This window comes from Oceanibaculum nanhaiense (assembly GCF_002148795.1).
GTDB classification, from domain to species: Bacteria; Pseudomonadota; Alphaproteobacteria; order Oceanibaculales; family Oceanibaculaceae; genus Oceanibaculum; species Oceanibaculum nanhaiense.
Genome location: NZ_MPOB01000001.1, coordinates 28,421 through 54,718, shown reverse-complemented (window position 1 = coordinate 54,718; position 26,298 = coordinate 28,421). Strand labels below are relative to the sequence as shown.

The window sequence follows — 26,298 nt, the reverse complement described above, 5'->3', positions numbered from 1 at the left end:
CGGCCGTCAGGACTTCTTCTTGGCGGGCTTGGTCTTGCCGGCGGGCTTACCAGCGGACTTGCCGGAGGAGTTGCCAGAGTCAGACTCGGTCTTCGGCTTGGCGACGGCCGGCGGGGTGACTGTCTTGTCCCTGCCGCCACCGATCTTCACGCCCATGCGGCGCATGATGACATATTGCTGCGCCATGGAGAGCGTGTTGTTCCACGCCCAGTAGATCACCAGACCGGCCGGGAAGCTGGCCAGCATGACGGTGAAGACGATCGGCAGGAACATGAACACCTTGGCCTGGATCGGGTCGGCCGGCTGCGGGTTCAGCTTCTGCTGCAGGAACATGCTGACGCCCATGATCAGCGGCCAGACGCCGATCATCAGCATCTGCGGCGGGTCCCAGGGGATCAGGCCGAACAGGTTGAAGATCGTCGTCGGATCGGGTGCCGAGAGATCCTTGATCCAGCCGAAGAAGGGGGCGTGGCGCATCTCGATGGTGACGAACAGCACCTTGTAGAGCGCGAAGAACACCGGAATCTGGACCAGGATCGGCAGGCAGCCGGCGGCCGGATTCACCTTCTCCTTCTTGTAGAGCGTCATCATCTCCTGATTGAGGCGCTGGCGGTCGTCGCCGATCCGCTCGCGCAGCTCCATCATCTTGGGCTGCAGCTCCTTCAGCTTGCTCATCGCCTTGTAGGACTTATTGGCGAGCGGGAAGAACAGCAGCTTGATGCCGACGGTCAGCGCCAGGATGGCGAGGCCGAAATTGCCCAGGAAATGATACAGCCAGTCGATGGCGTAGAAGATTGGCTTGGTCAGGAAGTAGAACCAGCCGAAATCGATGGCGAGGTCGAAATTGGTGATGCCGTACTGTTCCTCGTAACGGTCGAGGGTCCGCACTTCCTTCGCGCCGACAAACAGGCGGTTGACGGTTTCCAGCGTGGCGCCGGGGGCGACCTCGCGGCCGGCATCCAGATAATCGACCTGATAGCGGTCGTCATTGTTGCGCGTGGTATGCAGGAAGCGCCCCTTCACCTGCTCCTGCTGGCCGGGGATCAGGGCCACCAGCCAGTATTTGTCGGTGATGCCGATCCAGCCGCCGGTCGAGGGCGTCTCGACCTGCTTGTCTTCCTGGATATCGTCGTAATCGATTTCCTTCAGCGTGCCGTCGAACACGCCGAGCAGCCCCTCATGCAGGATGAAGAAGCCGGAGGTCTTGGGCGTGCCGCCGCGCGAGGCCAGCGCATAGCTGTGCAGGTTCACCGGCTGGCCGCTCTCGTTCACCACGCTCTGGGTGACCGTGAACATATAGTCGCTGTCCAGCGCGATCTTCTTCTCGAAGCGCAGTCCCTGGCCATTGTCCCAGGACAGCGTCACCGGCTGGCCGGGGGCCAGCAGTTCGCGGTCAGTCTGCCAGACCGTGTCCGGGCCGGGCACGACGATGCCGGTGCTGCCGCCGCCGGCAACCCAGCCGAGTTCGGCGTAATAGGGGTTGGACAGGCCGCGCGGCGTCAGCAGCGTGATGTTCTGGCTGCTCTTGTCCGGATTGACGCGGTAATCCTTCAGCGTGATGTCGTCGAGCCGCGCGCCGGTCAGCGACAGGCTACCGCGCAGCCTCGGCGAATCGATCCGCACGCGCGGGCTGGCGCCGATCACTTCTTCACGGGTTTGCGGCTGGTTGGCCGCGGTCACGGTCCCCGCCGTCACATCGGCGCCGGGCGCCGCCGGGCTGGGGCGCGAGGAATCCAGCTCGCGCGCCTGCTGGGCGATCTGCTCGGTCGTCTGCGGCTGCTGGCTTTCCTGCATCTTCGGGAATTCGAAGAAATACTGGAAGCCCAGCAGGATCAGCAGCGAGACGCCAATGGCGAGGATAAGATTCTTCTGATCGGTCATCGCAAATCAGCCCGTAACCGTTTCATGCCCGCCATGGGCGTGCTTGTGGGAGGAATGTGTGCAGGCAGGCGCGGCGGTGCCGTCCTGTCCGGTCGCCCCGGTGGAGGGCACGGGATCATAGCCCGATCCGCCCCAGGGATGGCAGCGCAGAATGCGCCGTGCGGCAAGATAGCCGCCTTTCAGCGCGCCATGCGTCGCCAGCGCTTCCAGCGCGTACTCCGAACAGCTGGGCGCGAAGCGGCAGTTCACGCCGAGCAGCGGCGAGATGACGTAACGATAGAAATGGATCGGCAGGCGCAGCAGATGGGCGAGCGGGCTCATGATGCCTCCCTTTCGCTTCGCAGCGCGCCGGTCTTGCGCAGAGCCAGCTTCAGATCCTCGACCAGCAGGGCATAGGGACGCGTCGGCGTGTCGCGGCGGGCGATCAGCACATAGTCGAGCCCGGGTTTGGCGTGCAGCGGCATGACCTCGTCCACAACGGCTTTCAGGCGGCGTCTGGCCCGGTTGCGCACCACGGAATTGCCGACCTTGCGGCTGGCCGTGAAGCCGATCTGGATCGTCGTGCCGCCCTGGTCCGGCCCGGTTTCGCCCGGCAGGGCGCCAGCAACCTGCAGCATCACGCCCGGCGTGACCCATTTGCGGCGCAGACCGGCCACACGCAGGAAATCCGCGCGCCGTTTGAGACGGGCAAGACGGGTTCGTTCGGCCTGCTGCTGGCGAGCCGGCTGTGGGTTGGCCTGTTGCGGGCCAGCCTGTTGCGGGTCGGCCATTGCCACCTCGGCCATCGCTGCCGCCGGCTGTTCAGCAGTGGCGGCAGCGGAACAGGTAATAGTGTTAGGCCGACAGGCGCTTGCGGCCGCGCGACCGGCGATTGGCGATCACCTTGCGGCCGCCAACGGTCGACATGCGGGAGCGGAAACCGTGCCGGCGGGCACGAACGATCTTGCTGGGCTGAAAAGTACGCTTCACGGGTTTTCTCCGTTGGCCAACGTCGAGAATTTCTGAAAATCGAGCGCCGGTGTATAAGCGCAACGCCCGCAAGAGTCAATGTGCGGCAGTCAATGTGAGTGCGTGCTTTATGGCGCAAAGAAAGCCAGCGCACCCCCCGCGGTGACCTCACAGGGACCCCACAGGACTCCGGTGAATTCAGTTATATTGCCACAAGTGCCGTTGCAACGGTATGACGGCATCTCCAGGCGCGACAGGAAAGCTTGATCCTCATGGCCGATACCGCCTCACCCCCTGCGACCGTTTCCGCCGCGTCCTTTGCCGCGCAGCCGGTGCGCGGCAGCGGCATTCTGCCGTCGCAGATGCTGCGCCACCTGATCGAATCCGGGGATATCCAGGCCGATGCGCCGATTGGCGAGGACCAGGTGCAACCGGCCAGCCTCGACCTCCGGCTGGGCGCCGTCGCCTATCGGGTGCGTGCCAGCTTCCTGCCCGGCCAGGGTGTCACGGTGCGGCAGAAGATCGACCAGTTCGGCATGCACGAGATCGATCTGTCGCGCGGCGCGGTGCTGGAGCGCGGCTGCGTCTATATCGTGCCGCTGATGGAGCGGTTGCGCCTGCGCGCCGGCATCGCGGGCCTCGCCAACCCGAAAAGCTCGGCCGGGCGGCTCGATATCTTCACCCGCGTCATCACCGATGGCGGGGAGGCGTTCGAGGCGATCCCCGCCGGCTATGAAGGGCCGCTCTATGCCGAGATCGCACCGCGCACCTTCTCGATCCTGGTGCATCGGGGCACGCGGCTGAACCAGCTGCGGCTGCGCAAGGGCCAGCCCGGCCTCAGCGCCACCGAACTGCACGCGCTGCACGCCGCGCAGCAGTTGACCGACCGGCCGCTGGAGCGCGACGATCTGCGCGGCGGCGTGCCGTTCAGCGTCGATCTGTCGGGCGAGACGGCGGCCCCCGGCTTTGCCGGCGGTGTCATCGGCTATCGCGCGCGGCGCAATGCCGGGCTGATCGATTTCGACAATATCGGCGCCTATGCGATCGAGGATTTCTGGGAGCCGCTGGTTGCCGTCCGGGGCGGGCTGGTGCTGGACCCGGACGATTTCTACATCCTGGCGTCGAAGGAGAGCGTGGCGGTGCCGCCCGACCATGCCGCCGAGATGGTGGCCTACGACACCTCGGTCGGCGAATTCCGCGTGCATTATGCCGGCTTCTTCGATCCCGGTTTCGGCCATGGCGCGGCTGGCGGGCGAGAAGGCGACGGCATCGGCTCGCGCGGCGTGCTGGAAGTGCGCTCGCACGACGTGCCCTTCCTGATCGAGGATGGCCAGCGCGTCGGCCGGCTGATCTATGAGAAGCTGGCGGCCGCGCCCGACAAGCTGTACGGGCAGGGCATCGGCTCCTCCTACCAGCGCCAGGGGCTGACGCTGGGCAAGCAGTTCAGACGGTAGGCAAGCACCCTCAGAACGGCAGTTTCATTCCCTCGGGCAGTTTCAGCCCGCCGGTCAGCTTCTGCATCTGCTCGGCCATGTGCGCTTCGACCTTGGCCTTGGCGTCGTTGGTGGCGGCGACGATCAGATCCTCCAGCACCTCAACATCGTCGGGCGTGGCCAGCGCCGGGTCGATCTTGATCGCCCGCATCTCGCCCTTGCCGTTCAGCGTGACGGTCACCATGCCGCCGCCGGACTGGCCGGTCATTTCGTGGCGCGCCAGCTCGGCCTGCATCTCCGTCATGCGGCTCTGCATTTCCTGCGCCTGCTTCATCATGTTCGCCAGATTCTTCATCGCCTCAATCCTCTTCGGTCTGATCGTCGCCGGTTAGGCCGTCTTCCATCACATCGTCCATCGTGTCGGGGGCATCGGCAACCGGCGGTTCGGCCGGCCGCAACGCCCGCACATCGGCGATGGCGGCACCGGGGAAATGGTCCTGCACGGCCAGCACCAGCGGGTGCCGGCTGGCGCGGTCGCGGCGTTCGTTCTCGGCCGCGTGGCGCTGTTCGGCAAGGGTCGGCTGGCCCGGTTCACGCGACACCGAGACGACCCAGCGCCGGCCGGTCCATTCGCTGAGATACCGGCCGATCTGGTTGGCGAGGTCCTGCCGGGCGCCGGGGCCGGGATGGAACTCGATGCGGCCCGGTTCGAAATGCACCAGCTGCACCTTCATTTCCAGCTCGGTCTGCAGCAGCACCTCGCGATTGTCGCGGAACAGCGCCACCACCTCGGCGAAGCTGCGCGGATCGGGCAGCGGCGCCGGGGCCGGTTCCGCCTGTACCGCGGGCTGCGGGGCGGGCTGGCGCAACGCCTGCGGTCCCCCGCCACCACTCCCGGCAGAGCTGCTGCCATCAGACTCGGTCACCCAGGGCGGCATGTCGTCCCCAATGCCGCCAGGGCTGCTGCCGACAGCATCGGCGGGCGCGGAGGCCTGCGGCGGTGCGGACGGGCGCGCCGGGGACGGTGTTGGGGGCGCCGGTTGCGCCATGCCCCCGCCCCCGCCACCGCCACCACCACCACCACCGCCATCCCGGGCCTGCCGGATCAACTCGGCCGGGGGCGGCAGCTCCGCCATATGGGCGAGGCGGATCAGCACCATCTCGGCGGCCTGTAGCGGCTGCGGCGCGGTCTGCACCTCCTGCAGCCCCTTCAGCAGCCCCTGCCAGGCGCGGGCCAGTGCGGCGATGCCCAGCCGGGACGATATTTCGCGGCCGCGCGCCAGCTCGGCATCGGACAGGCCGCTGGCGGCCACCGCTTCCGGTGCCACCTTCAGGCGGGTCAGGAAATGCGTCAGCTCCAGCAGGTCCTGGATGATCACCACCGGATCGGCGCCGACGCCATGCAGCCCGGCCAGCCGGTCCAGCGCCGCTGCCGGGTCGCCGCGCATCACCGCGTCGAACAGGTCCAGCGCCTGGTCGCGGTCGGCGAGGCCCAGCATGCCCTTCACCGACTCTTCGGTGACCGTTCCGCCTTCAGAGTCGGTTCCGGCCAGCGCGATCGCCTGGTCGAGGATCGACAGCCCGTCGCGCACCGATCCGTCGGCGGCGCGGGCGACCAGGCGCAGCGCGCCGTCCTCGATGCCGATGCCTTCCTTCTGCGCGATGGCGGCGAAATGGCTGGACAGCACGTCCAGCTCGACCCGGCGCAGGTCGAAGCGCTGGCAGCGCGACAGCACGGTCACCGGCACCTTGCGGATTTCCGTGGTGGCGAAGATGAATTTCACGTCGGAGGGCGGCTCCTCCAGCGTCTTCAACAGCGCGTTGAAGGCGGCGGTGGAGAGCATGTGCACTTCGTCGATGATGTAGATCTTGTAGCGCGCCGAGACCGGGCGGTAGCGCACGCCCTCGATCAGCTCGCGGATGTCGCTCACGCCGGTGCGGCTGGCGGCGTCCATCTCCAGCACGTCGGGGTGGCGGTCCTCGGCGATGCCGCGGCAGGCCTCGCACACGCCGCACGGGCTGACGGTCGGGCCGCCCTGGCCATCGGGGCCGATGCAATTCAGCGCGCGGGCCAGGATGCGCGCCGTGGTCGTCTTGCCGACGCCGCGCACGCCGGTCAGCATGAAGGCATGCGCCAGCCGGCCAGACGCGATGGCGTTGCGCAGCGTGCGCACCAGCGCCTCCTGGCCGATCATCTCGGCGAAGGTCTGCGGCCGGTATTTGCGCGCAAGGACGCGATACGGCCCCTGTAGGGCCGGCGTTGCCTCGGCGGTTGGCGTCGTCTGCTCTGTCATCATCCTGTTCGGGGACGGGGCGGGGGAAACGCCGTTAAGCTACGACAGCGGGGCGGCGGGAACAATCATTTGCCGCCCGCCGCTTCCACCGCTTAGGCCAGCTTGCCGTCCAGCGCCTTGCGGATCAGCGCCACCATGTTGTCGCGGCCGTAAAGCTGCACGAAAGAGCCCATGCGCGGCCCCTGCTCCTGGCCCAGCAGCACCTCATAGACGGTCTTGAACCAGCCGCGCAGATCGTCCGGCAGGATGGTCTTGCCGACCTCGTAGAAGATATTCTGCAGATCCTCGGCACTGGCGTCGGCCGGTGCTGCCTGCAGGTCGGCGGCAAGCTTTTCGAAGGCGGCGCGTTCGGCCTCGCTCGGCGCGCGGTAGGCCTTATGGGCGGCGACGAAATCGCGGTAGTAGTTCAGCGCGAAGCCGACCAGCCCGTCGAGCTGCGGGTCGCCCTCCGGCGTGGCGCCCGGCGCGTAGGATTTGATGAAGCCCCACAGCACGTCCTTGCTCTCGGCATGGCAGGCGCTGGCGAGGTTCAACAGGATGCCGAAGGTCAGGCCGGTGCTGTCCGGCGCCGGCGGATTGCCGGCATGGATGTGCCAGGCCGGGTTCTCCAGCTTCTTCGCCTCCTCCTCCTCGGCGAACTTGCCGACGAAGGTGCGGTAATCGTCCACGGCGCGCGGGATCACGTCGAAATACAGCCGCTTTGCCTTGCGCGGCGACTGGAACATGTACAGCGCCAGGCTCTCCGGCGGGGCATAGGTCAGCCATTCCTCGACCGACAGGCCATTGCCCTTCGACTTGGAAATCTTCTGGCCCTTGTCGTCCAGGAACAGCTCGTAGGCGAAGCCTTCCGGGGCCTTGCCGCCGAGGATGCGCACGATCTTCGCCGACAGCTCGGCCGAGGGGATGAGGTCCTTGCCGTACATCTCGTAATCGACGCCCAGCGCGAACCAGCGGCCGGCCCAGTCGGCCTTCCATTGCAGCTTCACATTGCCGCCGGTCACCGGCGTCTCCACCAGCGCGCCATCCTCGCCGCGATAGATGATGGTGCCGTCGTCCGGCCTGGTCTCGACCACCGGCACCTGCAGCACCCGGCCGGTCTTCGGGCAGATCGGCAGGAAGATGGAATAGGTCTGCTGCCGCTCGGCGCCCAGCGTGGGCAGCATGACTGCCTGGATTTCCTCGTAATGCCGCAGCATCGCCAGCAGCATCGGATCGAACCGGCCCGACTTGTACCAGTCGGTTGCCGACTGGAACTCGTACTCGAAGCCGAAGGAATCGAGGAAGGCACGCAGCCGCGCGTTATTGGCCTCGCCGAAGCTCGAATATTCGTTCGAGAACGGGTCGGGCACGGAAGTCAGCGGCTTGCCCAGATGCGCCGCCAGCATGTCCTTGTTCGGCACATTGTCCGGCACCTTGCGGAAACCGTCCATATCGTCGGAGAAGCAGAACAGCCGGGCCGGGATGTCGCTGAGGCGCTGAAAGGCCTGGCGCACCATGGTGGTGCGCGCCACCTCGCCGAAGGTGCCGATATGCGGCAGGCCGGACGGGCCATAGCCGGTCTCCAGCAGCACATAACCCTTCTCCGGCGTTTTGCCTGCTGTCCGTTCCACCAGTTTGCGCGCTTCCTCGAACGGCCAGGCGCGGGCGGCGGGGGCGAGTTCTCGCTCGAAGGGCTGGATGGGGATCATGGCACGTAACTTTCCGCTAATTTGAGCGGCGGAAGCTAGGCCGGAGTCCGGTTCGGGTCAACTGTCGCTATCGTGCCGATCCCAACCGTACATGCCCATCATCATCTGCACCGGTATCTTCACCGGGGCGTGAAGCGGGTTGATTTGCCGGCGGACAAGGCGTGCGGTACCCAGAAGCGGCAAGCCAGACCGCCAATGGAAGCCTGATGCACCGCCTAGCTGTGACCTGCCTGTTCCTGCTGTTGTTTTCTCTTCCGGCCACCGCCGCGCCGGAGGCCGAGCTGTGGGCACGCTGGACGGCTCATGACCCGGCCGCCACAGGCAGTGTCGATCACACGGCATGGGATGCCTTCCTGAAACGCCATCTGCGGCCCGGTGACGATGGTGTCACCCGGCTGGATTACGCTGCGGCCCAGGCCGATGCCGCGCCGCTGGACGCCTATCTGGAACGGCTGTCGGCGGCGCTGGTGTCACGCCTGAACCGGGACGAACAGCGCGCCTTCTGGATCAATCTTTACAACGCGCTGACCGTGCACACCGTGCTGGCACATTATCCGGTGGACAGTATCCGCGATATTCGCATCTCGCCCGGGCTGTTCAGTATCGGACCCTGGGGCAGGAAGCTGATCTCCGTCGAGGGCGAGCCGCTCAGCCTCGACGATATCGAACACCGTATCCTGCGTCCGATCTGGCGCGATCCACGGGTGCATTACGCGGTGAACTGCGCCTCCATCGGCTGTCCGGACCTGCTGCCGGAAGCCTTCACCGCTGCCAATACAGAGCGGCTGATGGAGGCGGGCGCGCACGCCTACGTAAATCATCCGCGCGGCGTCTCGCTGGCCGACGGTCGTCTCGTGATTTCCTCGATCTATGACTGGTTCGAGGCGGATTTCGGCGGTGGCGAAGCCGGCGTGCTGGCGCATCTGCGCCGCCATGCCGCGCCGGAACTGGCGGCCGCGCTGGCAGCGCGGCGCGGGATCGATGATCACCGCTATGACTGGGCGCTGAATGATTCCCGCCGCTGACCTGTCTGTTTGTCTGACCTGTTTATCCGGCCGGCGGTTTCTTCACGCTATGGTGAGTGGCTGTGTTTGCCCCGGTTCTTTATATACGCTGAGGATGATGAGAGGTGGGAAGTGAGCGGCATGGCACAGACCGAGGAGAAGAAGGCGGAGCGGGCGGTGCTCGCACCGGTGCTGCGCCGGTTCTGGCCGGCGCTGGTGTTGTTGGCCGGGCTGGCGGCGTTCCTTATCCTCGATCTCGGCCAGTATTTCTCGTTGGAGGCGATCCGCGACAATCGCGAGGCACTGCTCGGCCTGGTCCAGCGCAATGGCGCACTGGCGGTCGTTGGCTATATCGCGCTCTATACATTGTTTGTCGCCTTCTCGCTGCCGGCGGCGACGCTGCTGACCCTGCTGGCCGGCTTTCTTTTTGGACCCTTTCTCGGCAGCGCAATCGTTGTAACCGGCGCTACGCTGGGGGCCGTCGCGGTGTTCCTGGCCGCCCGCCATATGTGCCAGGATGCGCTGCGCCGGCGCGCCGGTCCCTGGCTGGCCAGGATGCAGGGCGGTTTCAACGAGAATGCGGTCTCCTACATGCTGGTGTTGCGGCTGGTGCCGCTGTTTCCCTTCTTCGTGGTGAACATTGTGCCGGCGCTGCTGGGTGTGTCCCTGCGCGTCTTCGCGCTGACCACGCTGGCCGGCATCATTCCCGGCAGCTTCGTCTATGTCAGTGTCGGCAACGGTCTGGGGGCGATCTTCGATCGGGGCGGGGCGCCCGATCTTGGCCTGATCTTCGACCCGGAAATCCTGCTGCCATTGCTCGGGCTGGCGGTGCTGTCGCTGCTGCCGGTGGCCTACAAGACATGGAAAAGATCCCGTAAATGAACGCGCGCATCGAGACCGATATCTGCGTCATCGGCGCCGGTTCCGCCGGCCTGTCAGTGGCCGCCGGCGCCTCCCAGATGGGTGCGCGCACCGTGCTGGTCGAGCGCGCGAAGATGGGCGGCGACTGCCTGAATTACGGCTGCGTGCCCTCCAAGGCGCTGCTTGCCGCTGGCCGCCGCGCGCGCATCGCCAACCACAGTGCCGGCTTTGGCATCGATAGTCACGCCACGGTCGATTTCGCCCGGGTGCAGGCGCATGTCGCCGGGGTCATCGCCGCCATCGCGCCGCATGATTCGGTGGAGCGGTTCGAGGGGCTTGGCGTCACCGTGATCCAGGCCGATGCCCGGTTCACCGGGCCGGACGAGCTGGTCGCCGGCGACACGGTGGTCCGCGCGAAACGCTTTGTCATCGCCACCGGTTCCCGCCCCGCGGTGCCGCCGGTGCCGGGGCTGGACAATTTGCCCTATCTCACCAACGAGACGATTTTCGGGGTGCCGGAAAAGCCCACGCATCTGCTGATCTTGGGCGGCGGGCCGATCGGGCTGGAGATGGCACAGGCGCACCGCAATCTCGGTTGCGAGGTCACGGTGATCGAGATGGCGTCGATCGCCGGCAAGGATGACCCGGAACTGGTCGAACTGCTGCGCAGCGGGCTCGCCGCCGAGGGCATCCGGCTGCTGGAGCATACGAAGGCGCTGGGCGTCGCCGCGAAGGGTGGCGGGGTCTGCGTGATGACGGAGAAGGATGGCGTCGCCGGGGAAGTCGCCGGCAGCCATCTGCTGGTTGCCACCGGCCGCGCGCCCAATGTCGAGGGGCTGGGCCTTGAGGCAGCCGGCGTGCGCTACGGCAGGAAGGGCATCGATGTCGATGCCCGGCTGCGCACCGGCAACAAGCGCATCTTCGCCATCGGCGATGTCGCCGGGCCCTACCAGTTCACCCACATGGCCGGCTATCAGGCCGGCATCGTCATCCGCAACGCACTGTTCCGCCTGCCCGCGAAGGTCGATTATTCCGCCGTGCCCTGGGTGACCTTCACCGAGCCGGAGCTGGCGCAGGTCGGCATGAGCGAGGCTGAAGCGCGGGAGAGGCATGGCGAAATTCGCCTCCTGCGCTGGGGCTTCCACGAGAATGACCGGGCGCAGGCCGAACGCGAGACGGAAGGCTATGCCAAGATCGTCACCCTGCCGAACGGCCGTATCCTGGGGGCGACGATCCTGGGCCCGCAGGCCGGCGAGCTGATCGCGCTGTGGGCGCTGGCGATCTCGCAGAAAATGAAAATCGGCGCCATCGCCTCGCTGATCCTGCCCTATCCGACACTGGGCGAGGTCAGCAAACGGGCCGCCGGCAGCTTCTATACGCCGAAGCTGTTCAGCGAGCGGACACGGAAGATCGTGCGCTTCCTGCTGAAGTTCGGCTAAAACAGGATCATGCCGTTCGACGCCTTCACCCGGTCGCTGTCCGCCCGCCTGCTGGTGCTGACCATCGGCTTCGTCATGCTGGCCGAAGTGCTGATCTACACGCCCTCCATCGCCCGGTTCCGCGAAACCTATATCGAGGAGAAGCTGGCCTCTGCCCATCTGGCGGCGCTGACCATCGATGCCGCCCCTGACCGCATGGTGACGCAGGATCTTGAACAGGCCCTGCTGGCCCATGTCGGGGCGCACGCCATCGATCTGTTCAAGGATGGCCGGATGACGCACATGCTGGGCAGCGAGGATTCGCTTCGCCCGGCGGATATCTTCGACCTGCGCGAGACGATGGCTTTCGATCTGATCCTGGACGCCTTCGCCGCCATGCTGCGGACCGAGGATCGGATTATCCAGGCGACCGGCGCCTCGCCCAAGGATGCCGAGGTCGTGGTCTCGGTGATCTTCGACGAACAGCCGATGCGTGCCGAGATGATCGCCTTCTCCGAGCGCATCCTGGCGCTGTCGCTGGTGATCTCCTTTATCACCGCGGCGCTGGTTTTCTTCACCCTGCGCACCATGCTGGTTCGGCCGATGCAGCGCATCACCGGGAGCATGACGGCGTTTCGCCGCGACCCGGAGGAAACGCCGGTCTTGCCGGCCAGCAACCGGCGCGACGAGATCGGCACGGCGATGCGCGAGCTGGCCTCGATGCAGACCGACCTGAAAGCGGCGCTGCGGCAGAAGACCCGGCTGGCGACGCTGGGTGCCACGGTCTCCAAGGTGAATCACGATCTGCGCAACATGCTGGCCACCGCCTCGCTGGTCTATGACACGCTGTCGCGCAGCGAGGATCCGCATGTGAAGCGCGTGGTGCCGACGCTGTACCGCACCATCGACCGGGCAATCACCATCTGCACCCAGACGCTGAACTTCACCCAGGAACATCCGCCGGTGAGCAAGGCGCCGGTGCGGCTGCGCGCCTTCGTCGCGGAGATCGCCGAGGAAATCGATACCGGCTTCTTTCCGGCCGAGCGCCAGGCCGAGCTGGTGCCGGACATCCCGGACGATCTGGTGGCCGAGATCGACCGCCACCAGTTTCACCGAGTGCTGGCCAATCTCGCGCGCAATGCCGCCGAGGCCGGCGCCGCGCGCATCCGCGTGACGGCGAGCCATACGGGCGGTCCTGAGGGTAAGATGACCGAAATCCTGGTCGAGGATGACGGGCCGGGCCTGCCTGAGTCGATCCAGCTGACCCTGTTCCGGCCCTTCGCCGGATCGACCAAGGCCAGCACCGGCCTCGGCCTCGCCATCGTGAAGGATCTGGTGCAGGCCCATGGCGGCACGGTAGAACTGGCGCGTACCGGGCCGCAGGGCAGCTGCTTCCGCATCCTGCTGCCAGTCGGCAAGGCGAGGCGATAGGGGGGAACGGGACATGGCGCGTGATGGGGACCGCTGGAATGCCGATCAATATCTGAAATTCTCCGGTCCGCGCTTCCGGCCGGGCCTCGATCTGCTGGCCCAGGCACCCATAGCCGACCCGGCAAGCATCGTCGATCTGGGCTGCGGCACCGGCGATCTGACGCTGGCGATCCAGGCGCGCTTCCCCAAGGCGCGCATCACCGGCATGGACAATTCGCCGGACATGCTGGCGAAGGCGCGCAGGCACGGGGCAGACATTGACTGGGTCGAGGCCGATCTGATGCGCTGGACCCCGGCGGACCCGGTCGATCTGGTCTATTCCAACGCTGTGCTGCAATGGATTCCCGACCATCCCACGGTGTTGCGCCATGTCGCCGGTATGGTGAACGCCACGGGCGGGCTTGCCATCCAGATGCCGCGCAATTTCAATGCACCGTCGCATGTGCTGGCGCGCGAGACGGCGGCGGGACCGCGCTGGAAGGACAGGATCGGTAGCGCGTTGCTGCGCGACCCGGTGGCCGATCCGGAGGTCTATTACCGGCTGCTCGGCGATCTGGGCTTCTCCCATGTCGATATCTGGGAGACCGAGTACCTGCATGTGCTCGACGGCGACGATCCGGTGCTGGAATGGGTGAAGGGCACGGCGCTGACGCCCGTCTTCGCCCTCATCGACGGGGCGGAGCGCGCCGATTTCGTTGCCGAATATGGCGCTGCCCTGCGCATTGCCTATCCGAAGCAGCCGGACGGCAAGACGCTGTTCCCGTTCCGGCGGATTTTCCTGACGGCGCGGCGTTAACGGTTCGCCTGCCGGCGGGCCGTTGGCTATAGTCGCGCCGATGAATGACGCCCCCACCCTTCTTCTGCCCCGGGCGCCGGTACTGGTCGCCGGCCGCACCGAAGCCGTCTGGATCGATGCCGATGGCGAGATCGAGACGCTGCGCCTTGCCGATGCCGCCGCCCGCGTCGTGCTGGAGCCGCCGATCCTGTGCCATGGCCGGGCCACGGCGGAGCGGCTCGGCCAGCAGGGCTTCGCCGCCTATGATTTGCTGGAGCTGTTCGCCTTCGTGCATCCGGCGCGCTTCTGCCTGCCCACACCACGCGGGCTGATCGCGGCGCTGGAATTGCCGGCGGCGGTAAGCCTCGCCGACCAGGCCGCCGGCCTGCTGCAGGTGGCGCAGCGGCTGCTGGCCGATCTCGCCGATCCGACGCGTGGCCCCGGCGGCATCGAGTATGATCGCCACGCCCGGCCGGTCGCGCGCGCCATGCATGCCTGCGGCTGGCGCTGGGCGCCCTATGTGCTGACGGCGCTGGGCGAGCCGGTGCCGGTCCATTCCGGTCCGGTGCGCCCGGTCGGCATGGATATCTGGCGCGACCTGCCGGAATGGTCGGAGGATGCGCCGCCGCCCGGCCCCAGCCACTTCCCGGTCGATCCCGCCGAGGCGCGCGCCCGGCTGGCGGAACTGCTGGGCGGGGAGGCGGAGGCGCGGCCCAGCCAGGCCGATTATGCGTCCGCCGTCAGCGCCGCCTTCGCCCCGCGCGAGGAGGAGGATGCGCCCGCCCTGGTGCTGGCCGAGGCCGGGACGGGTGTGGGCAAGACGCTGGGCTATGTCGCCCCGGCCAGTGTCTGGGCGGAGAAGAATGGCGGCACGGTCTGGATCTCGACCTACACCCGCAATCTGCAGCATCAGATCGATGGCGAGCTGGACCGGCTGTTCCCTGACCCGGCGCTGAAGGCGCAGAAGGTGGTGGTGCGCAAGGGGCGCGAGAATTATCTCTGCCTGCTGAATCTGGAGGAGGCGGTGCGCGCCCTGCCGATGCGCCCGCAGGACGGGGTGGCGCTGGGGCTCATGGCGCGGTGGGCGGCGGCAACCCGCGCCGGCGATCTGGTCGGCGGCGACTTCCCGGCCTGGCTGGCCCATCTGCTGGGCCGGCCGCGCACCAGCGGCCTGTCCGACCGGCGCGGCGAATGCGTCTATGCCGCCTGCCAGCACTACCATAAATGCTTTGTCGAGAAGTCGATCCGCCGGGCGCGGCGCGCCGAGATCGTCATCGCCAACCATGCGCTGGTGATGATCCAGGCGGCGCTGGGCGGCGGCGATGGCGGTGGGGAGAATGCCGCCGGCCTGCCGACGCGCTATGTGTTCGACGAGGGGCATCATGTGTTCGAGGCCGCCGATGGCGCCTTCTCCGGCCATCTGACGGCACTGGAGATGATCGAGCTGCGGCGCTGGCTGCTCGGCGCCGAAGGCCGCGGCACCAGCCGGGCGCGCGGCCTGAAGACCCGCGTCGAGGACATGATCGCCGGTGACGACCGGGCGGAGGAGGCGTTGCGCCGGGTGCTGCACGCCGCGCGCATCCTGCCGGGCGAGGGCTGGGGCAGCCGCATCGGCGAGGGTCAGCCGGATGGGCCGGCGGAGGCGCTGCTGGCGCTGGTGCGCAAGCAGACCTACGCCCGGCAGCCCGACCGCTCCAGCCCCTATGGCATGGAGACCGACGCGCATCCGCTCATCGACGGGCTGCTTGATGCGGCGACGGCGCTGGAGGGGGCGCTGGGGGCGCTGTTGCAGCCGATTCAGGAGCTGAAGAAACGGATATCCGCCAAGCTGGATGTCGAGGCGGACCAGCTCGACACCGCCGCCCGGCAGCGCATGGAGGCGGTGCTGCGCAGCCTCACGCGGCGCGGCGAGGTGCAGATCGGTGGCTGGCGCGCCATGCTGAAGGCGCTGGCCGGGGAAACCGCATCAGACAGCGATGCGGATTTCGTGGACTGGTTCGCGGTGGACCGCTTCGACGGGCGCGACATGGATTACGGCATGCACCGGCACTGGATCGATCCGACGGTGCCGTTCATCCGCGCGGTGGTGGAGCCGGCGCAGGGCGTGCTGGTCACATCGGCCACGCTGCGCGACGGGTCCGGCGAGGTGGAGCGCGACTGGGCTGCCGCTGAGGCGCGCACCGGCAGCCGCCATCTGTCGGCGCCGGCCGTGCGTGTCGCGGTGCCCTCGCCCTTCGACTATCCGGCGCAGACCCGCGTCTATGTCGTCACCGATGTGCGCAAGGACGATCTCGGTCAGGTGGCCGCCGCCTACCGGTCGCTGTTCCTCGCCTCCGGCGGCGGCGGACTTGGCCTGTTCACCGCGATCAGCAGGCTGCGCGCCGTGCATGGCCGCATCGCCGCCCCGCTGGATCAGGCCGGCATCCCGCTCTATGCCCAGCATGTCGATGGGCTGGACACCTCCACCCTGATCGACATCTTCCGGGCGGAGGAGGCGGCCTGCCTGCTCGGCACCGATGCGGTGCGCGATGGCGTCGATGTGCCGGGGCGCTCGCTGCGCCTGCTGGTGTTCGACCGGGTTCCCTGGCCGCGCCCGGATATCCTGCACCGCGCCCGGCGGGAGCATTTCGGCAAGCGCGCCTATGATGACATGATCACAAGGCTGCGCCTGAAGCAGGCCTTCGGCCGGCTGGTGCGGCGCGGCGACGATCACGGCGTGTTCGTGCTGCTCGACCCGATGATGCCGTCGCGGCTGGCCGGCGCCTTCCCGGAAGGGGTGGCGGTGCAGCGCGTCGGCCTCGCCGAGGCGGTGGCCGGCGTGCGGGAGTTCTTCGGCGCGGCGGACGAGGCAGACCGGGCGCGCGGGTGAACCCTACTCGATGCCGAAATAGACCAGCACGAAGGAGACGGTGACCACCGACAGCACGGTGGACATCAGGATCGTGCCGCTCATGCGCTGGGTGTAGATGCCGTAGCGCAGCGACAGCACGAAGGCCAGGCCGCCGGTCGGCAGCGCCGCCATGATGACCGCCGAGGCGGCCCAGAACGGGTCGAGATTCATCACCGGCACGGCCAGCCACCAGGTGATCAGCGGCTGCGCGATCAGCTTCAGGAAGGTCATGATGCCGACCTCGCCAAGGCCCGCCGTCATCGGCTTGCCATAGAGGAACAGCCCCATCGAGAACAGGGCCGCCGGTCCGGCGGCCGCCCCCAGTATCTTGGAGAAATTCTCGATCGGCACCGGCACCGCGATCTGCCAGGCGGAGAACAGGATGCCGATCACGGTGGACATGACCAGCGGGTTCTTCGCGATGGCCACGACCACGCCGCGCAGGATCAGCAGCGGCCGGCTGCCGGCCTTCATGTCCAGCTCGATCAGCACCACCATGACGCCGACCACCAGCGCGCCGTTATAGACGGTGGCGATCAGCGCCGGCAGCAGCATCTGCTCGCCGAACGCGGCGATGAACAGCGGCACGCCCATATAGCCGGTGTTGGAGAAGGTCGCCGCCATGCCCTGCATGCAGTGCAGCGCCGGCCGGCCGGGGAACAGGATCAGCCCGGCGATCATCGCCGCCGCGAACACCGCCAGCACGCCGCCGGTATAGGCCGCGAGATAGGGCCAGTTGAAGATCTGCTCCAGCGGCACCTGCGCCATCGACAGGAACAGCAGCGGCGGCAGGGCGAAGTAATAGACGAAATTGTTCAACGCCTGCGAGGCGCTTTCGCCCAGCAGGCCCAGCCGCCCGGACATGTATCCGGCGAACATGATCCCGAAGACGGGCAGGGCGACGTTGAATACGGCTTGCATGGCGCCGCGACCTTACAAGCCCCGCGCGCAGGGGTCGAGACTTCACATGCGTGATTGGCAGAGCGGGTCCGGCGCGCCATATTCCCGGCATGTCCGATTCCATGCTCGTCTTCGACCGCGCTGCCGTGCGTGCCCGCCGCGACCGGGCGGCCGCCGGCTATGCCGGCTTTTCCTTCCTGAAGCAGGAGGTCGCCGCACGGCTTGCCGACCGGCTGGACGGCATCAACCGGCGCTTTCCGCTGGCCCTTGACCTTGGCAGCCATGACGGTGCGCTGGCGGCAGCGCTGGCCGGCCGCAACGGCATCGAGCGGGTCATCGCCGCCGATCTGTCGCCGGCCATGGCGGATGCCGCGCGCGCGGCGGGCCATCCGGCGCTGGCGCTGGACGAGGAGGCGCTGCCCTTCGCTGCCGGGTCGCTCGACCTCGTCGCCTCCTGCCTGTCGCTGCACTGGGTGAACGATCTGCCTGGCACCTTCCTGCAGATCCGCCAGGTGCTGAAGCCGGACGGGCTGTTCCTCGCCGCCATGCTGGGCGGCACCACGCTGGTCGAGCTGCGCGAGGTGATGGCGCAGGCGGAGATCGATGTCGAGGGCGGGATGTCGCCGCGGCTGTCGCCCTTCGCCGATGTGCGTGACGCCGGCGGGCTGCTGCAGCGCGCCGGCTTCGCCCTGCCGGTGGTGGACAGTGACTGGTTGACCGTGACCTACGACAACGCGCTGGCGCTGATGCGCGATCTGCGCGGCATGGGCGAGACCAACGCGCATCTGGAACGCCGCAAGGGCTTCACCAAGCGCGCCACGCTGCTGCGCGCGGCGGAGCTCTATCAGGAACGCTTTGCCAGGCCGGACGGACGCATCCCGGCGACCTTCCAGGTGCTCTACCTCGCCGGCTGGGTGCCCGATGCCGCAACCCAGCAGAAGCCGCTGAAACCGGGCAGCGCCGCCGCCCGTCTGGCCGAGGCGCTGGGCGGCGTGGAAGTCTCTACCGGGGTGAAGCCCAACTAGGCGGAAGGGGAGCCTTGCACGGGGCGAGGGTGGCAAACCGCCCGATTTGTGCAAATTAGTAACCATCGACCGATAAGAACCGAGCTTTCGAGGAAACCGCCATGTCCAGCGCCGCGCCGAAATCCCCGCCAGAGGAAGCCGTGATCGCCGATCTGTTGCCGGCCTGCCGCGACGCGGTCGAGGCCGCCGACCGGCTGACCGATGCGGCGCTCCGCAGCGTCGGACTGATGGTGGCGCCGGACGGCAAGATCAGCGGTGCGCTGCTCGACCGGGAACAGCTGGCGGTGCACGGAATTTCCTGGCTGGCGACCTATACGGAATCGTTGCGGCAGTTGATGGGCTGGGCGGAACGGCTGGAGGCGCAGGGCGCGCTGCGTGAGTTCGAGGCGCTGATCCTGCAGGCGGGCTTCGGGGAATATCTGGCGCAGATCGCGGGCGGCATCGCGATCTCGCAGGTGGAGATCGTGCGACCGCGCGATTTCGGGCTGGAAGAAGCGGATGTCGCGGGTTTCCGCACGGAGGCGGTCGAAAAGCTGATCGCCGGCGGCTTCACCAATGCGGTGCGGCTGCGGCTTGCCGAGCTGATGGCGGACGGGCTGACCAGCGGCGATTTCGGCGCGCTGGGCCTGGATGACGAGATGCTGGAGATGATGCGCGACCAGTTCCGTCGCTTCGGCGCGGAGCAGGTGACGCCGCATGCCCATGAGTGGCACCTGAAGGACGAGCTGATCCCCATCACGGTGGTCGAGCAGATGGCGGAACTCGGCGTGTTCGGCCTGACCATCCCGGAGGAGAATGGCGGCCTCGGCCTCGGCAAGATGGCGATGTGCGTGGTGACCGAGGAATTGTCCCGCGCCTATATCGGCGTCGGCTCGTTGGGCACCCGCTCGGAGATCGCCGGCGAGCTGATCCGCCTCGGCGGCACGCCGCAGCAGAAGGAGCACTGGCTGCCGAAGCTGGCCAGCGGCGAGATCCTGCCGACCGCCGTGTTCACCGAGCCCAATACCGGCTCCGACCTGGCCAGTTTGCGCACCCGCGCGGTCCGTGACGGCGATGCCTATGCGATCCAGGGCAACAAGACCTGGATCACCCATGCCGCCCGCACCGACATGATGACCCTTCTGGCGCGCACCGGCTCGCCGGACAGCGGCTATCGCGGCCTGTCGATGTTCCTGGCGGAAAAGCCGCGCGGTACGGAGGCGGACCCGTTCCCCGCCGAGGGCATGACCGGCGGCGAGATCCATGTGTTGGGCTATCGCGGGATGAAGGAATATGAGCTGGGCTTCGACGGCTTCACCGTGAAGGCGGAGAATCTGCTGGGCGGCATCGAGGGGCAGGGCTTCAAGCAGCTGATGGCGACTTTTGAGAGCGCCCGCATTCAGACAGCGGCGCGCGCCGTCGGCGTGGCGCAGAACGCGCTGGAGCTGGGCCTCGCCTATGCCCGCGAGCGCCAGCAATTCGGGCGGCCGATCTACGATTTCCCGCGCGTCTTCGGCAAGCTGGCCTGGATGGCGGTGGAGACCATGATCGCCCGCCAGCTGACCTATTTCGCGGCGCGCGAGAAGGACAGCGACCGGCGCTGCGACATCGAGGCCGGCATGGCCAAGCTGCTGGCTGCCCGCGTCGCCTGGTCGAATGCCGACAATGCGCTGCAGGTGCATGGCGGCAATGGCTACGCCCATGAATATCCGATCAGCCGGGTGCTGTGCGATGCCCGCATCCTGAACATCTTCGAGGGCGCAGCGGAGATTCAGGCCCATGTCGTGGGGCGCGGCCTGTTGTCGCGGCGCATGGAAGGCCGCAACTAACGGGACTGCTAGGACGCCCTTGGCATTGTGACTTCGGGCCGGGCCGGCTTATATGGATGGCATGAGCGATATCTTCTTCACCCTGACCATCGTCGCCATGCTGATCACGCTGGCGGTGCTGGCAAGCGGCCTGTTCTCGATGGCGCGCGGCGGCGAGTTCAACCGCCGCAACGCCAACAAGATCATGCGGCTGCGCATCCTGGCCCAGGCCGTGGCGCTGGCGATGTTCGCCGCTGCCATGCTGCTGCGCTGAGCCCCCGGACGGTGTGCCTCCCATGGTCAAGCTGACCCGCATCTATACGCGCGGCGGCGACAAGGGCAAAACCTCGCTGGGCAACGGCAAGCGGGTGGACAAGCACGCGCTGCGCGTCGCCGCCTATGGCGCGGTGGACGAGGCGAACGCCGCCATCGGCCTGGTGCGCCTGCACACGGCCGATATGCCGGAGGCGGACGCCCTGCTGGCGCGCATTCAGAACGATCTGTTCGATCTCGGCGCCGATCTCTGCACGCCCGATGAGGGAAAAGACCTCGGCTATGAGCCGCTGCGCATCCTGCCCGGCCAGGTCACGCGGCTGGAGCGCGAGATCGACGCGATGAACGCCGACCTGGCGCCGCTCTCCTCCTTCGTGCTGCCGGGAGGCGTGCCGGCCTCGGCGCATCTGCATCTGGCGCGCACGCTGGCCCGCCGCGCCGAACGCGCCATTACCCGGCTGTCGCGGCGCGAACAGGTCAGCCCTGCTGCGCTGCAATACATCAATCGGCTGTCCGATCACCTGTTCGTGCTGGGCCGTTTCCTGAACGACAAGGGTGCTGGCGACGTGCTGTGGATTCCGGGCGGCACGCGCGACGCGGAATGACGGCCGGCAAGATCGTTGCCATGTGCCATGGTTTATTGTGCGTTGCCGAAAGAATCGGCTAGGGTCGCTTGACACAAAAAGCCGCCTCCCCTAACACAGGCGTCTCTATCGGAGGAATTTTCCTGAAGGAACCGCGCCACCATGAAGGTTCTCGTCGCCGTTAAGCGTGTCGTCGATTACAACGTCAAGGTCCGCGTGAAGGCGGATGGGTCGGGCGTTGAGACGGCCAATGTGAAGATGTCCATGAACCCCTTCGACGAAATCGCCGTCGAGGAGGCCGTGCGTCTGAAGGAGGCCGGCAAGGCCGAGGAGATCGTCGCCGTTTCGCTGGGAGTCCAGCAGGCACAGGAGACGATCCGCACCGCGCTCGCCATGGGGGCCGACCGTGGCATCCATGTGCAGACCGACGACGAGCTGCAGCCGCTGGCGGTCGCCAAGCTGCTGAAGGCCATCATCGAGAAGGAGCAGCCGCAGCTGGTCATCCTCGGCAAGCAGGCGATCGACGATGATTGCAACCAGACCGGCCAGATGCTGGCGGCATTGCTGGGCTGGCCGCAGGGCACCTTCGCTTCCAAGGTGGCGCCGGAAGGCGACAAGGTGCAGGTGACGCGTGAGATCGATGGTGGTCTGGAGACCGTGGCACTGAAGCTGCCGGCCATCGTCACCACCGACCTGCGCCTGAACGAGCCGCGATATGCCTCGCTGCCGAACATCATGAAGGCGAAGAAGAAGCCGATCGACCAGATGAGCCCGGCCGATCTCGGCGTCGATACCGCGCCCCGGCTGACCACGCTGAAGGTCACCGAGCCACCGAAGCGTTCGGCCGGCGTGAAGGTGGGCAGCGTTGCCGAGCTGGTAGACAAGCTCCGCAACGAAGCCAAGGTCATCTAAGGCAGCAGGACGCGAGGAACAGAAAATGAGCATTCTTGTCGTTGCAGAACACGACAATGCGTCGCTGAAGCCGGCGACGCTGAACACCGTGGCCGCTGCCCAGCAGATCGGCGGCGGGGACATTCACGTGCTGGTCGCCGGCACCGGTTGCGATGCCGCCGCGCAGGCCGCCTCCAAGATTGCCGGTGTCGCCAAGGTGCTGGTCGCCGACAGCGCGGAATACGCCCATGCGCTGGCCGAGAACCTGGCGCCGCTGGTGGTGAAGCTGGCCAGCGGCTACAGCCATGTGCTGGCCCCGGCCACCACCTCGGGCAAGAATGTCATGCCGCGCGTCGCGGCCTTGCTGGACGTGCAGCAGATTTCCGAAATCGTCGATGTCGAGGGTGCCGATACCTTCATCCGCCCGATCTATGCCGGCAATGCGCTGGCCACGGTGAAGTCCAGCGACGCGCTGAAGATCATCACCGTGCGCGCCACCGGCTTCGATCCGGTCGCCGCCGAGGGTGGTTCGGCCAGCGTCGAGAGCGTGGACTCGACCGGCGATGCCGGCACGTCCAGCTTCGTCGGCCAGGAATTGTCCAAATCGGAACGCCCGGAGCTGACCAGCGCCCGGGTTATCGTCTCGGGCGGCCGTGGCATGCAGTCGGGCGATAATTTCCATATGCTCGACAAGATCGCCGACAAGCTGGGTGCTGCCGTCGGCGCCAGCCGTGCGGCGGTCGATGCCGGCTTCGTGCCGAACGACTACCAGGTCGGCCAGACCGGCAAGATCGTGGCGCCGGAACTCTACATCGCCGTCGGCATCTCGGGCGCCATCCAGCATCTGGCGGGCATGAAGGATTCGAAGGTGATCGTCGCCATCAACAAGGACGAGGAGGCGCCGATCTTCCAGGTCGCCGATTACGGCCTGGTGGGCGATCTGTTCAAGATCGTGCCGGAACTGGAAGCCGAACTCGGCAAATAAGAAACAAAGGTGCGCCGCCCCGGGGGGCATTCTGATGCGGCGCGCCCGCCCCGTTAAACGGGGTTGGTGAGGGGTGGCCGGGTCGCGCTGTTGCGCGATGCCGGGAAACACAGGCGCAAGGGTGGGTGACATGAAGATCATCGGCATCATCGGCGCCGGGCAGATGGGCAGCGGTATCGCCCAGATCTGTGCCACGGCTGGCTATGACGTGAAGCTGTCCGACCTCGAACAGACGAGGCTCGATGCGGCGGTCGAGAAGATCGACCAGAATCTGAAGCGCATGGTGGCGCGCGACAAGATCGACGCCGCCACTGCCGAGGCCGCGATGAAGCGGATCGCGACCGGCACCGATTATACGATCTTCGGCGATTGCGACATCGTCATCGAGGCGGCGACCGAGAATGAGGAGATCAAGCGCTCGATCTTCAAGACGCTGGTGCCGGCGCTGAAGGCTGACGCGATCATCGCCTCCAACACCTCCTCGATCTCGATCACCCGGCTGGCCGCCACCACCGACCGGCCGGAAAAATTCATCGGCATGCATTTCATGAACCCGGTGCCGGTGATGCAGCTGGTCGAGCTGATCCGCGGCATCGCGACCGGCGAGCAGACCTTCGAGATCGTGCGCAAGCTGGCGCTCGACCTCGACAAGACGGTCGCCGTGTCGGAGGATTTCCCAGCCTTCATCGTGAACCGCATCCTGCTGCCGATGATCAACGAGGCGGTCTATACGCTCTATGAGGGTGTTGGCTCGGTCGAGGCCATCGATACCGCGCTGAAGCTGGGCGCCAACCACCCGATGGGGCCGCTGGAACTGGCCGACTTCATCGGGCTGGATACCTGCCTCGCGGTCATGCATGTGCTGTATGACGGGCTGGCCGACAGCAAGTACCGGCCCTGCCCGCTGCTGGTGAAATATGTCGAGGCCGGCTGGCTTGGCCGCAAGACCAACCGCGGCTTCTACGACTATAGCGGCGACAAGCCGGTCCCGACCCGCTGATCAGTCCTCTGATCAGTCCGCCGCCGCGCGCTGCAGGCTGGTGGGAACCGGCTTCTCCATATAGTACCGGATGAGGGCGACGGCGTCCGGCGAATCCCAGGCCGCCGCGCCCACCAGCTGCCCGACCATCTTCCCTTCGCGGTCGATCAGGATGCTGGTCGGCAGGCCCTTGGCGCCCAGCGCGCGGGTTAGCGCGGTCTTGGGGTCGAGATAGATGGCCAGACGCTTCAGCCCGTGCTTCTCGTAGAACGGCCGCACCTGCTTCGCCCCGCCGCGGTCGGTGGAAACCGCCAGCACCTGGAAATCCCGGCCGCCGAGCTTCGCCTGCAGCGCGTCCAGCGCCGGCATTTCCTCGACGCAGGGCGCGCACCAGGTGGCCCAGAGATTCACCAACAGCACCTTGCCGCGCAGATCGGCAAGCGTCAGGCTTTTTCCGGATTCGTCCGTGAAGCCCGTTTCCGGCGCTGGTCGCGGCGGCTGGATGGGGGTAAAGTCCGCCATTTCCGGCCCTAGCGGCGGCTGCGCCTGCGCAGGGCCGGCGAGAAGGCCGAGGCAGAACAGTGCGGCTGCGAAGGCCGTGTGCTTTGTCGTTACGCTGAACATTCCATCAATCCCGGTAGCCTGTCCGAGTTGCGAGCCAAGATGACCGCTGAAACCAAGAACGCCGAAACCAAGAACTCTGGCGCCGATGCCGGCAACAGCATGTGGGGTGGACGCTACACCACCGGCCCTGCCGATATCATGGAGAAGATCAACGCCTCCATCGATTTCGACAAGCGCATGTACGCCCAGGACATCGAAGGCTCCCGGGCGCATTGCCGCATGCTGGTCGCCACCGGCGTCATTACCGCAGAGGATGGTGGCAAGATTCTGGCCGGCCTTGACCAGATATTGGCCGAGATGGATGCCGGTCAATTCACCTTCAAGCGCTCGCTGGAAGACATTCACATGAATGTCGAGGCGCGGCTGACGGAAATCATCGGCGCGCCGGCCGGCCGCCTGCACACCGCGCGCTCGCGGAATGACCAGGTGGCGCTGGATGTGCGGCTGTGGGTGCGCGACGCCGCCGACCGCGCCGATGTGCAGCTGGCCGACCTGCAATCCGCGCTGGTCGCCCGCGCCGAGGAGTATGCCGATGCGGTGATGCCGGGCTTCACGCATTTGCAGACCGCGCAGCCGGTCACCTTCGGCCATCATCTGATGGCCTATGTCGAGATGATCGCGCGCGACCGGGGCCGCTTCCAGGATGCGCGCCGGCGGATGAATGAATCGCCGCTGGGCGCCGCGGCGCTGGCCGGCACCTCCTTCCCGATCGACCGGGAGATGACGGCGAAGGATCTGGGCTTCGACCGGCCGATGGCGAATTCGCTGGATGCCGTGGCGGATCGCGACTTCGCGCTGGAGTATCTGGCCGCCGCCTCGATCCTGGCGACGCATCTGTCGCGGCTGGCCGAGGAGATCGTGATCTGGTGCAGCGCGCAGTTCCGCTTCGTGCGGTTGAGCGACGCTTTTTCCACCGGCTCCTCGATCATGCCGCAGAAGCGCAACCCCGACGCGGCGGAGCTGGTGCGCGGCAAGGCCGGCCGGGTGGTCGGCGCGCTGAACACGCTGCTGATCGTCATGAAGGGCCTGCCGATGACCTATGGCAAGGACATGCAGGAAGACAAGGAGCCGGTCTTCATGGTCCGCGACACGCTGGACCTCTGCATCTCCGCCATGACCGGCATGGTGCGCGACCTGACGGCCAACCGGCAGTCGATGCGCGAGGCGACGCTGCCCGGCTTCGCCACCGCGACCGACCTTGCCGACTGGCTGGTGCGGACCCTGAATGTGCCGTTCCGCGAGGCGCACCATATTACCGGCCATATGGTGAAGCTGGCCGAGGATAACGGCGTCGATCTCTCGGAACTGAGCCTGGAGCAGATGCATTCCGTCGAGCCGCGCATCACCCGGGACGTGTTCGAGGTGCTGGGCATCGACAATTCGGTGCGAAGCCGGGTCAGCTATGGCGGCACCGCCCCGGCGCGCGTGCTGGAACAGGTGAAGGCATGGAAGGAGCGGCTGCGATGACCGCGCGCACCCTGATCGTGACTTTGCTGGCTACGCTGCTGCTGGCCGGCGGGCTGTCGGCCTGCGGCAAGAAGGGCGGGCTGGAGCCGCCGCCCTCCGGCGAGGGCCAGAAGGAAAACAAGTACCCGCGCACCTACCCGGCGCGCTGACCGGTTCGGGA

Annotated in this window: 25 protein-coding genes; 16 read left to right on the top strand and 9 right to left on the bottom strand. The window is 67.0% G+C overall.

Translation table 11 applies throughout. From position 1 onward, the window contains the following. Positions 1-6: 6 nt before the first annotated feature. The 4 genes from yidC to rpmH are packed head-to-tail and all read right to left on the bottom strand — an operon-like array spanning position 7 to position 2,850. Positions 7-1,881 carry a membrane protein insertase YidC gene (gene yidC, locus BKM74_RS00240; protein WP_086463701.1) on the bottom strand — a complete coding sequence of 625 codons (1,875 nt, stop codon included), beginning with the start codon at positions 1,879-1,881 and terminating at the stop codon, positions 7-9. Between the two features lie 6 nt (positions 1,882-1,887). Next, the gene (yidD, locus tag BKM74_RS00235; protein WP_086463700.1) at positions 1,888-2,202 is read right to left on the bottom strand and encodes a membrane protein insertion efficiency factor YidD; all 315 of its coding nucleotides are present in this window, start codon (positions 2,200-2,202) and stop codon (positions 1,888-1,890) included. After that, positions 2,199-2,666: a ribonuclease P protein component gene (rnpA, locus tag BKM74_RS00230; protein ID WP_086463699.1), complete on the bottom strand. Its 468-nt coding sequence runs from the start codon at positions 2,664-2,666 to the stop codon at positions 2,199-2,201. Before rnpA ends, yidD begins: the two co-directional genes overlap by 4 nt. A 49-nt stretch (positions 2,667-2,715) precedes the next feature. Further along, positions 2,716-2,850, bottom strand: coding sequence for a 50S ribosomal protein L34 (gene rpmH, locus BKM74_RS00225; RefSeq protein ID WP_086463698.1), 135 nt, complete (start codon positions 2,848-2,850; stop codon positions 2,716-2,718). A gap of 251 nt (positions 2,851-3,101) precedes the next feature. On the opposite strand from rpmH, the gene BKM74_RS00220 reads away from it, so the two are divergent. Continuing rightward, positions 3,102-4,283 (top strand): 2'-deoxycytidine 5'-triphosphate deaminase, encoded by a 1,182-nt coding sequence (locus BKM74_RS00220; protein ID WP_086463697.1) that lies wholly within the window; start codon positions 3,102-3,104, stop codon positions 4,281-4,283. A gap of 10 nt (positions 4,284-4,293) precedes the next feature. Here BKM74_RS00220 and BKM74_RS00215 read toward each other — a convergent pair whose 3' ends face one another. From BKM74_RS00215 to BKM74_RS00205, 3 genes are all read right to left on the bottom strand, one after another. Further along, the gene (locus tag BKM74_RS00215) at positions 4,294-4,617 is read right to left on the bottom strand and encodes a YbaB/EbfC family nucleoid-associated protein (protein ID WP_086463696.1); all 324 of its coding nucleotides are present in this window, start codon (positions 4,615-4,617) and stop codon (positions 4,294-4,296) included. A gap of 4 nt (positions 4,618-4,621) precedes the next feature. Beyond that, positions 4,622-6,556, bottom strand: a complete 1,935-nt coding sequence (locus tag BKM74_RS00210) for a DNA polymerase III subunit gamma/tau (protein WP_086464208.1) — start codon at positions 6,554-6,556, stop codon at positions 4,622-4,624. A gap of 92 nt (positions 6,557-6,648) precedes the next feature. Continuing rightward, positions 6,649-8,244, bottom strand: coding sequence for a lysine--tRNA ligase (locus BKM74_RS00205; protein WP_086463695.1), 1,596 nt, complete (start codon positions 8,242-8,244; stop codon positions 6,649-6,651). A 206-nt stretch (positions 8,245-8,450) separates the two neighbouring features. Between BKM74_RS00205 and BKM74_RS00200 the strand changes: the two genes are divergently transcribed. The 6 genes from BKM74_RS00200 to BKM74_RS00175 all read left to right on the top strand — a co-directional run bounded on the left by BKM74_RS00200 (position 8,451) and on the right by BKM74_RS00175 (position 16,602). Next, on the top strand, positions 8,451-9,269 hold the full coding sequence (locus BKM74_RS00200) for a DUF547 domain-containing protein (protein WP_086463694.1): 819 nt from the start codon (positions 8,451-8,453) through the stop codon (positions 9,267-9,269). 120 nt (positions 9,270-9,389) lie between these two features. Next, complete coding sequence (locus BKM74_RS00195; RefSeq protein WP_176342323.1) at positions 9,390-10,130, top strand: TVP38/TMEM64 family protein; 741 nt, start codon at positions 9,390-9,392, stop codon at positions 10,128-10,130. Further along, on the top strand, positions 10,127-11,548 hold the full coding sequence (locus BKM74_RS00190; RefSeq protein ID WP_086463693.1) for a dihydrolipoyl dehydrogenase family protein: 1,422 nt from the start codon (positions 10,127-10,129) through the stop codon (positions 11,546-11,548). The genes BKM74_RS00195 and BKM74_RS00190 overlap by 4 nt, the downstream gene beginning before the upstream one ends. 9 nt (positions 11,549-11,557) lie before the next feature. Next, positions 11,558-12,958, top strand: a complete 1,401-nt coding sequence (locus BKM74_RS00185; RefSeq protein ID WP_086463692.1) for a sensor histidine kinase — start codon at positions 11,558-11,560, stop codon at positions 12,956-12,958. Positions 12,959-12,971: 13 nt separating this feature from the next. After that, entirely contained in the window at positions 12,972-13,754 is a 783-nt protein-coding gene (locus BKM74_RS00180; RefSeq protein WP_086463691.1) for a methyltransferase domain-containing protein, read from the top strand. Between the two features lie 40 nt (positions 13,755-13,794). Then, positions 13,795-16,602, top strand: a complete 2,808-nt coding sequence (locus BKM74_RS00175) for an ATP-dependent DNA helicase (protein WP_086463690.1) — start codon at positions 13,795-13,797, stop codon at positions 16,600-16,602. 3 nt (positions 16,603-16,605) lie between these two features. On the opposite strand, the gene BKM74_RS00170 is transcribed toward BKM74_RS00175, so the two are convergent. Next, positions 16,606-17,544 carry an AEC family transporter gene (locus tag BKM74_RS00170; RefSeq protein ID WP_086463689.1) on the bottom strand — a complete coding sequence of 313 codons (939 nt, stop codon included), beginning with the start codon at positions 17,542-17,544 and terminating at the stop codon, positions 16,606-16,608. Between the two features lie 89 nt (positions 17,545-17,633). Between BKM74_RS00170 and BKM74_RS00165 the strand changes: the two genes are divergently transcribed. The 7 genes from BKM74_RS00165 (at position 17,634) to BKM74_RS00135 (ending at position 24,068) form a co-directional block, all read left to right on the top strand. Next, positions 17,634-18,548, top strand: coding sequence for a methyltransferase domain-containing protein (locus BKM74_RS00165; RefSeq protein ID WP_086463688.1), 915 nt, complete (start codon positions 17,634-17,636; stop codon positions 18,546-18,548). A 101-nt stretch (positions 18,549-18,649) separates the two neighbouring features. Beyond that, positions 18,650-20,356 carry an acyl-CoA dehydrogenase family protein gene (locus BKM74_RS00160; protein WP_086463687.1) on the top strand — a complete coding sequence of 569 codons (1,707 nt, stop codon included), beginning with the start codon at positions 18,650-18,652 and terminating at the stop codon, positions 20,354-20,356. A 61-nt stretch (positions 20,357-20,417) separates the two neighbouring features. Then, positions 20,418-20,609 carry a twin transmembrane helix small protein gene (locus BKM74_RS00155; RefSeq protein ID WP_245825674.1) on the top strand — a complete coding sequence of 64 codons (192 nt, stop codon included), beginning with the start codon at positions 20,418-20,420 and terminating at the stop codon, positions 20,607-20,609. Positions 20,610-20,631: 22 nt separating this feature from the next. Beyond that, on the top strand, positions 20,632-21,213 hold the full coding sequence (locus BKM74_RS00150; protein WP_086463685.1) for a cob(I)yrinic acid a,c-diamide adenosyltransferase: 582 nt from the start codon (positions 20,632-20,634) through the stop codon (positions 21,211-21,213). 141 nt (positions 21,214-21,354) lie between these two features. Next, positions 21,355-22,104 carry an electron transfer flavoprotein subunit beta/FixA family protein gene (locus BKM74_RS00145; protein WP_086463684.1) on the top strand — a complete coding sequence of 250 codons (750 nt, stop codon included), beginning with the start codon at positions 21,355-21,357 and terminating at the stop codon, positions 22,102-22,104. Positions 22,105-22,129: 25 nt separating this feature from the next. Then, positions 22,130-23,068, top strand: coding sequence for an electron transfer flavoprotein subunit alpha/FixB family protein (locus BKM74_RS00140; protein WP_086463683.1), 939 nt, complete (start codon positions 22,130-22,132; stop codon positions 23,066-23,068). A gap of 130 nt (positions 23,069-23,198) precedes the next feature. After that, positions 23,199-24,068 carry a 3-hydroxybutyryl-CoA dehydrogenase gene (locus BKM74_RS00135; protein WP_407668599.1) on the top strand — a complete coding sequence of 290 codons (870 nt, stop codon included), beginning with the start codon at positions 23,199-23,201 and terminating at the stop codon, positions 24,066-24,068. Positions 24,069-24,080: 12 nt separating this feature from the next. Here the strand turns inward: BKM74_RS00135 and BKM74_RS00130 are convergent, their stop codons facing one another. Beyond that, the gene (locus BKM74_RS00130) at positions 24,081-24,671 is read right to left on the bottom strand and encodes a TlpA disulfide reductase family protein (protein WP_086463681.1); all 591 of its coding nucleotides are present in this window, start codon (positions 24,669-24,671) and stop codon (positions 24,081-24,083) included. A gap of 39 nt (positions 24,672-24,710) precedes the next feature. Here BKM74_RS00130 and argH point away from each other — a divergent pair, with 39 nt between their 5' ends. Together argH and lptM are read left to right on the top strand one after the other, a co-directional pair. Continuing rightward, a complete protein-coding gene (argH, locus tag BKM74_RS00125) occupies positions 24,711-26,138 on the top strand; it encodes an argininosuccinate lyase (protein ID WP_176342321.1) in 1,428 nt (475 codons plus the stop codon). After that, positions 26,135-26,287, top strand: a complete 153-nt coding sequence (gene lptM, locus BKM74_RS18650; RefSeq protein WP_176342320.1) for an LPS translocon maturation chaperone LptM — start codon at positions 26,135-26,137, stop codon at positions 26,285-26,287. Before argH ends, lptM begins: the two co-directional genes overlap by 4 nt. Positions 26,288-26,298 lie beyond the last annotated feature (11 nt).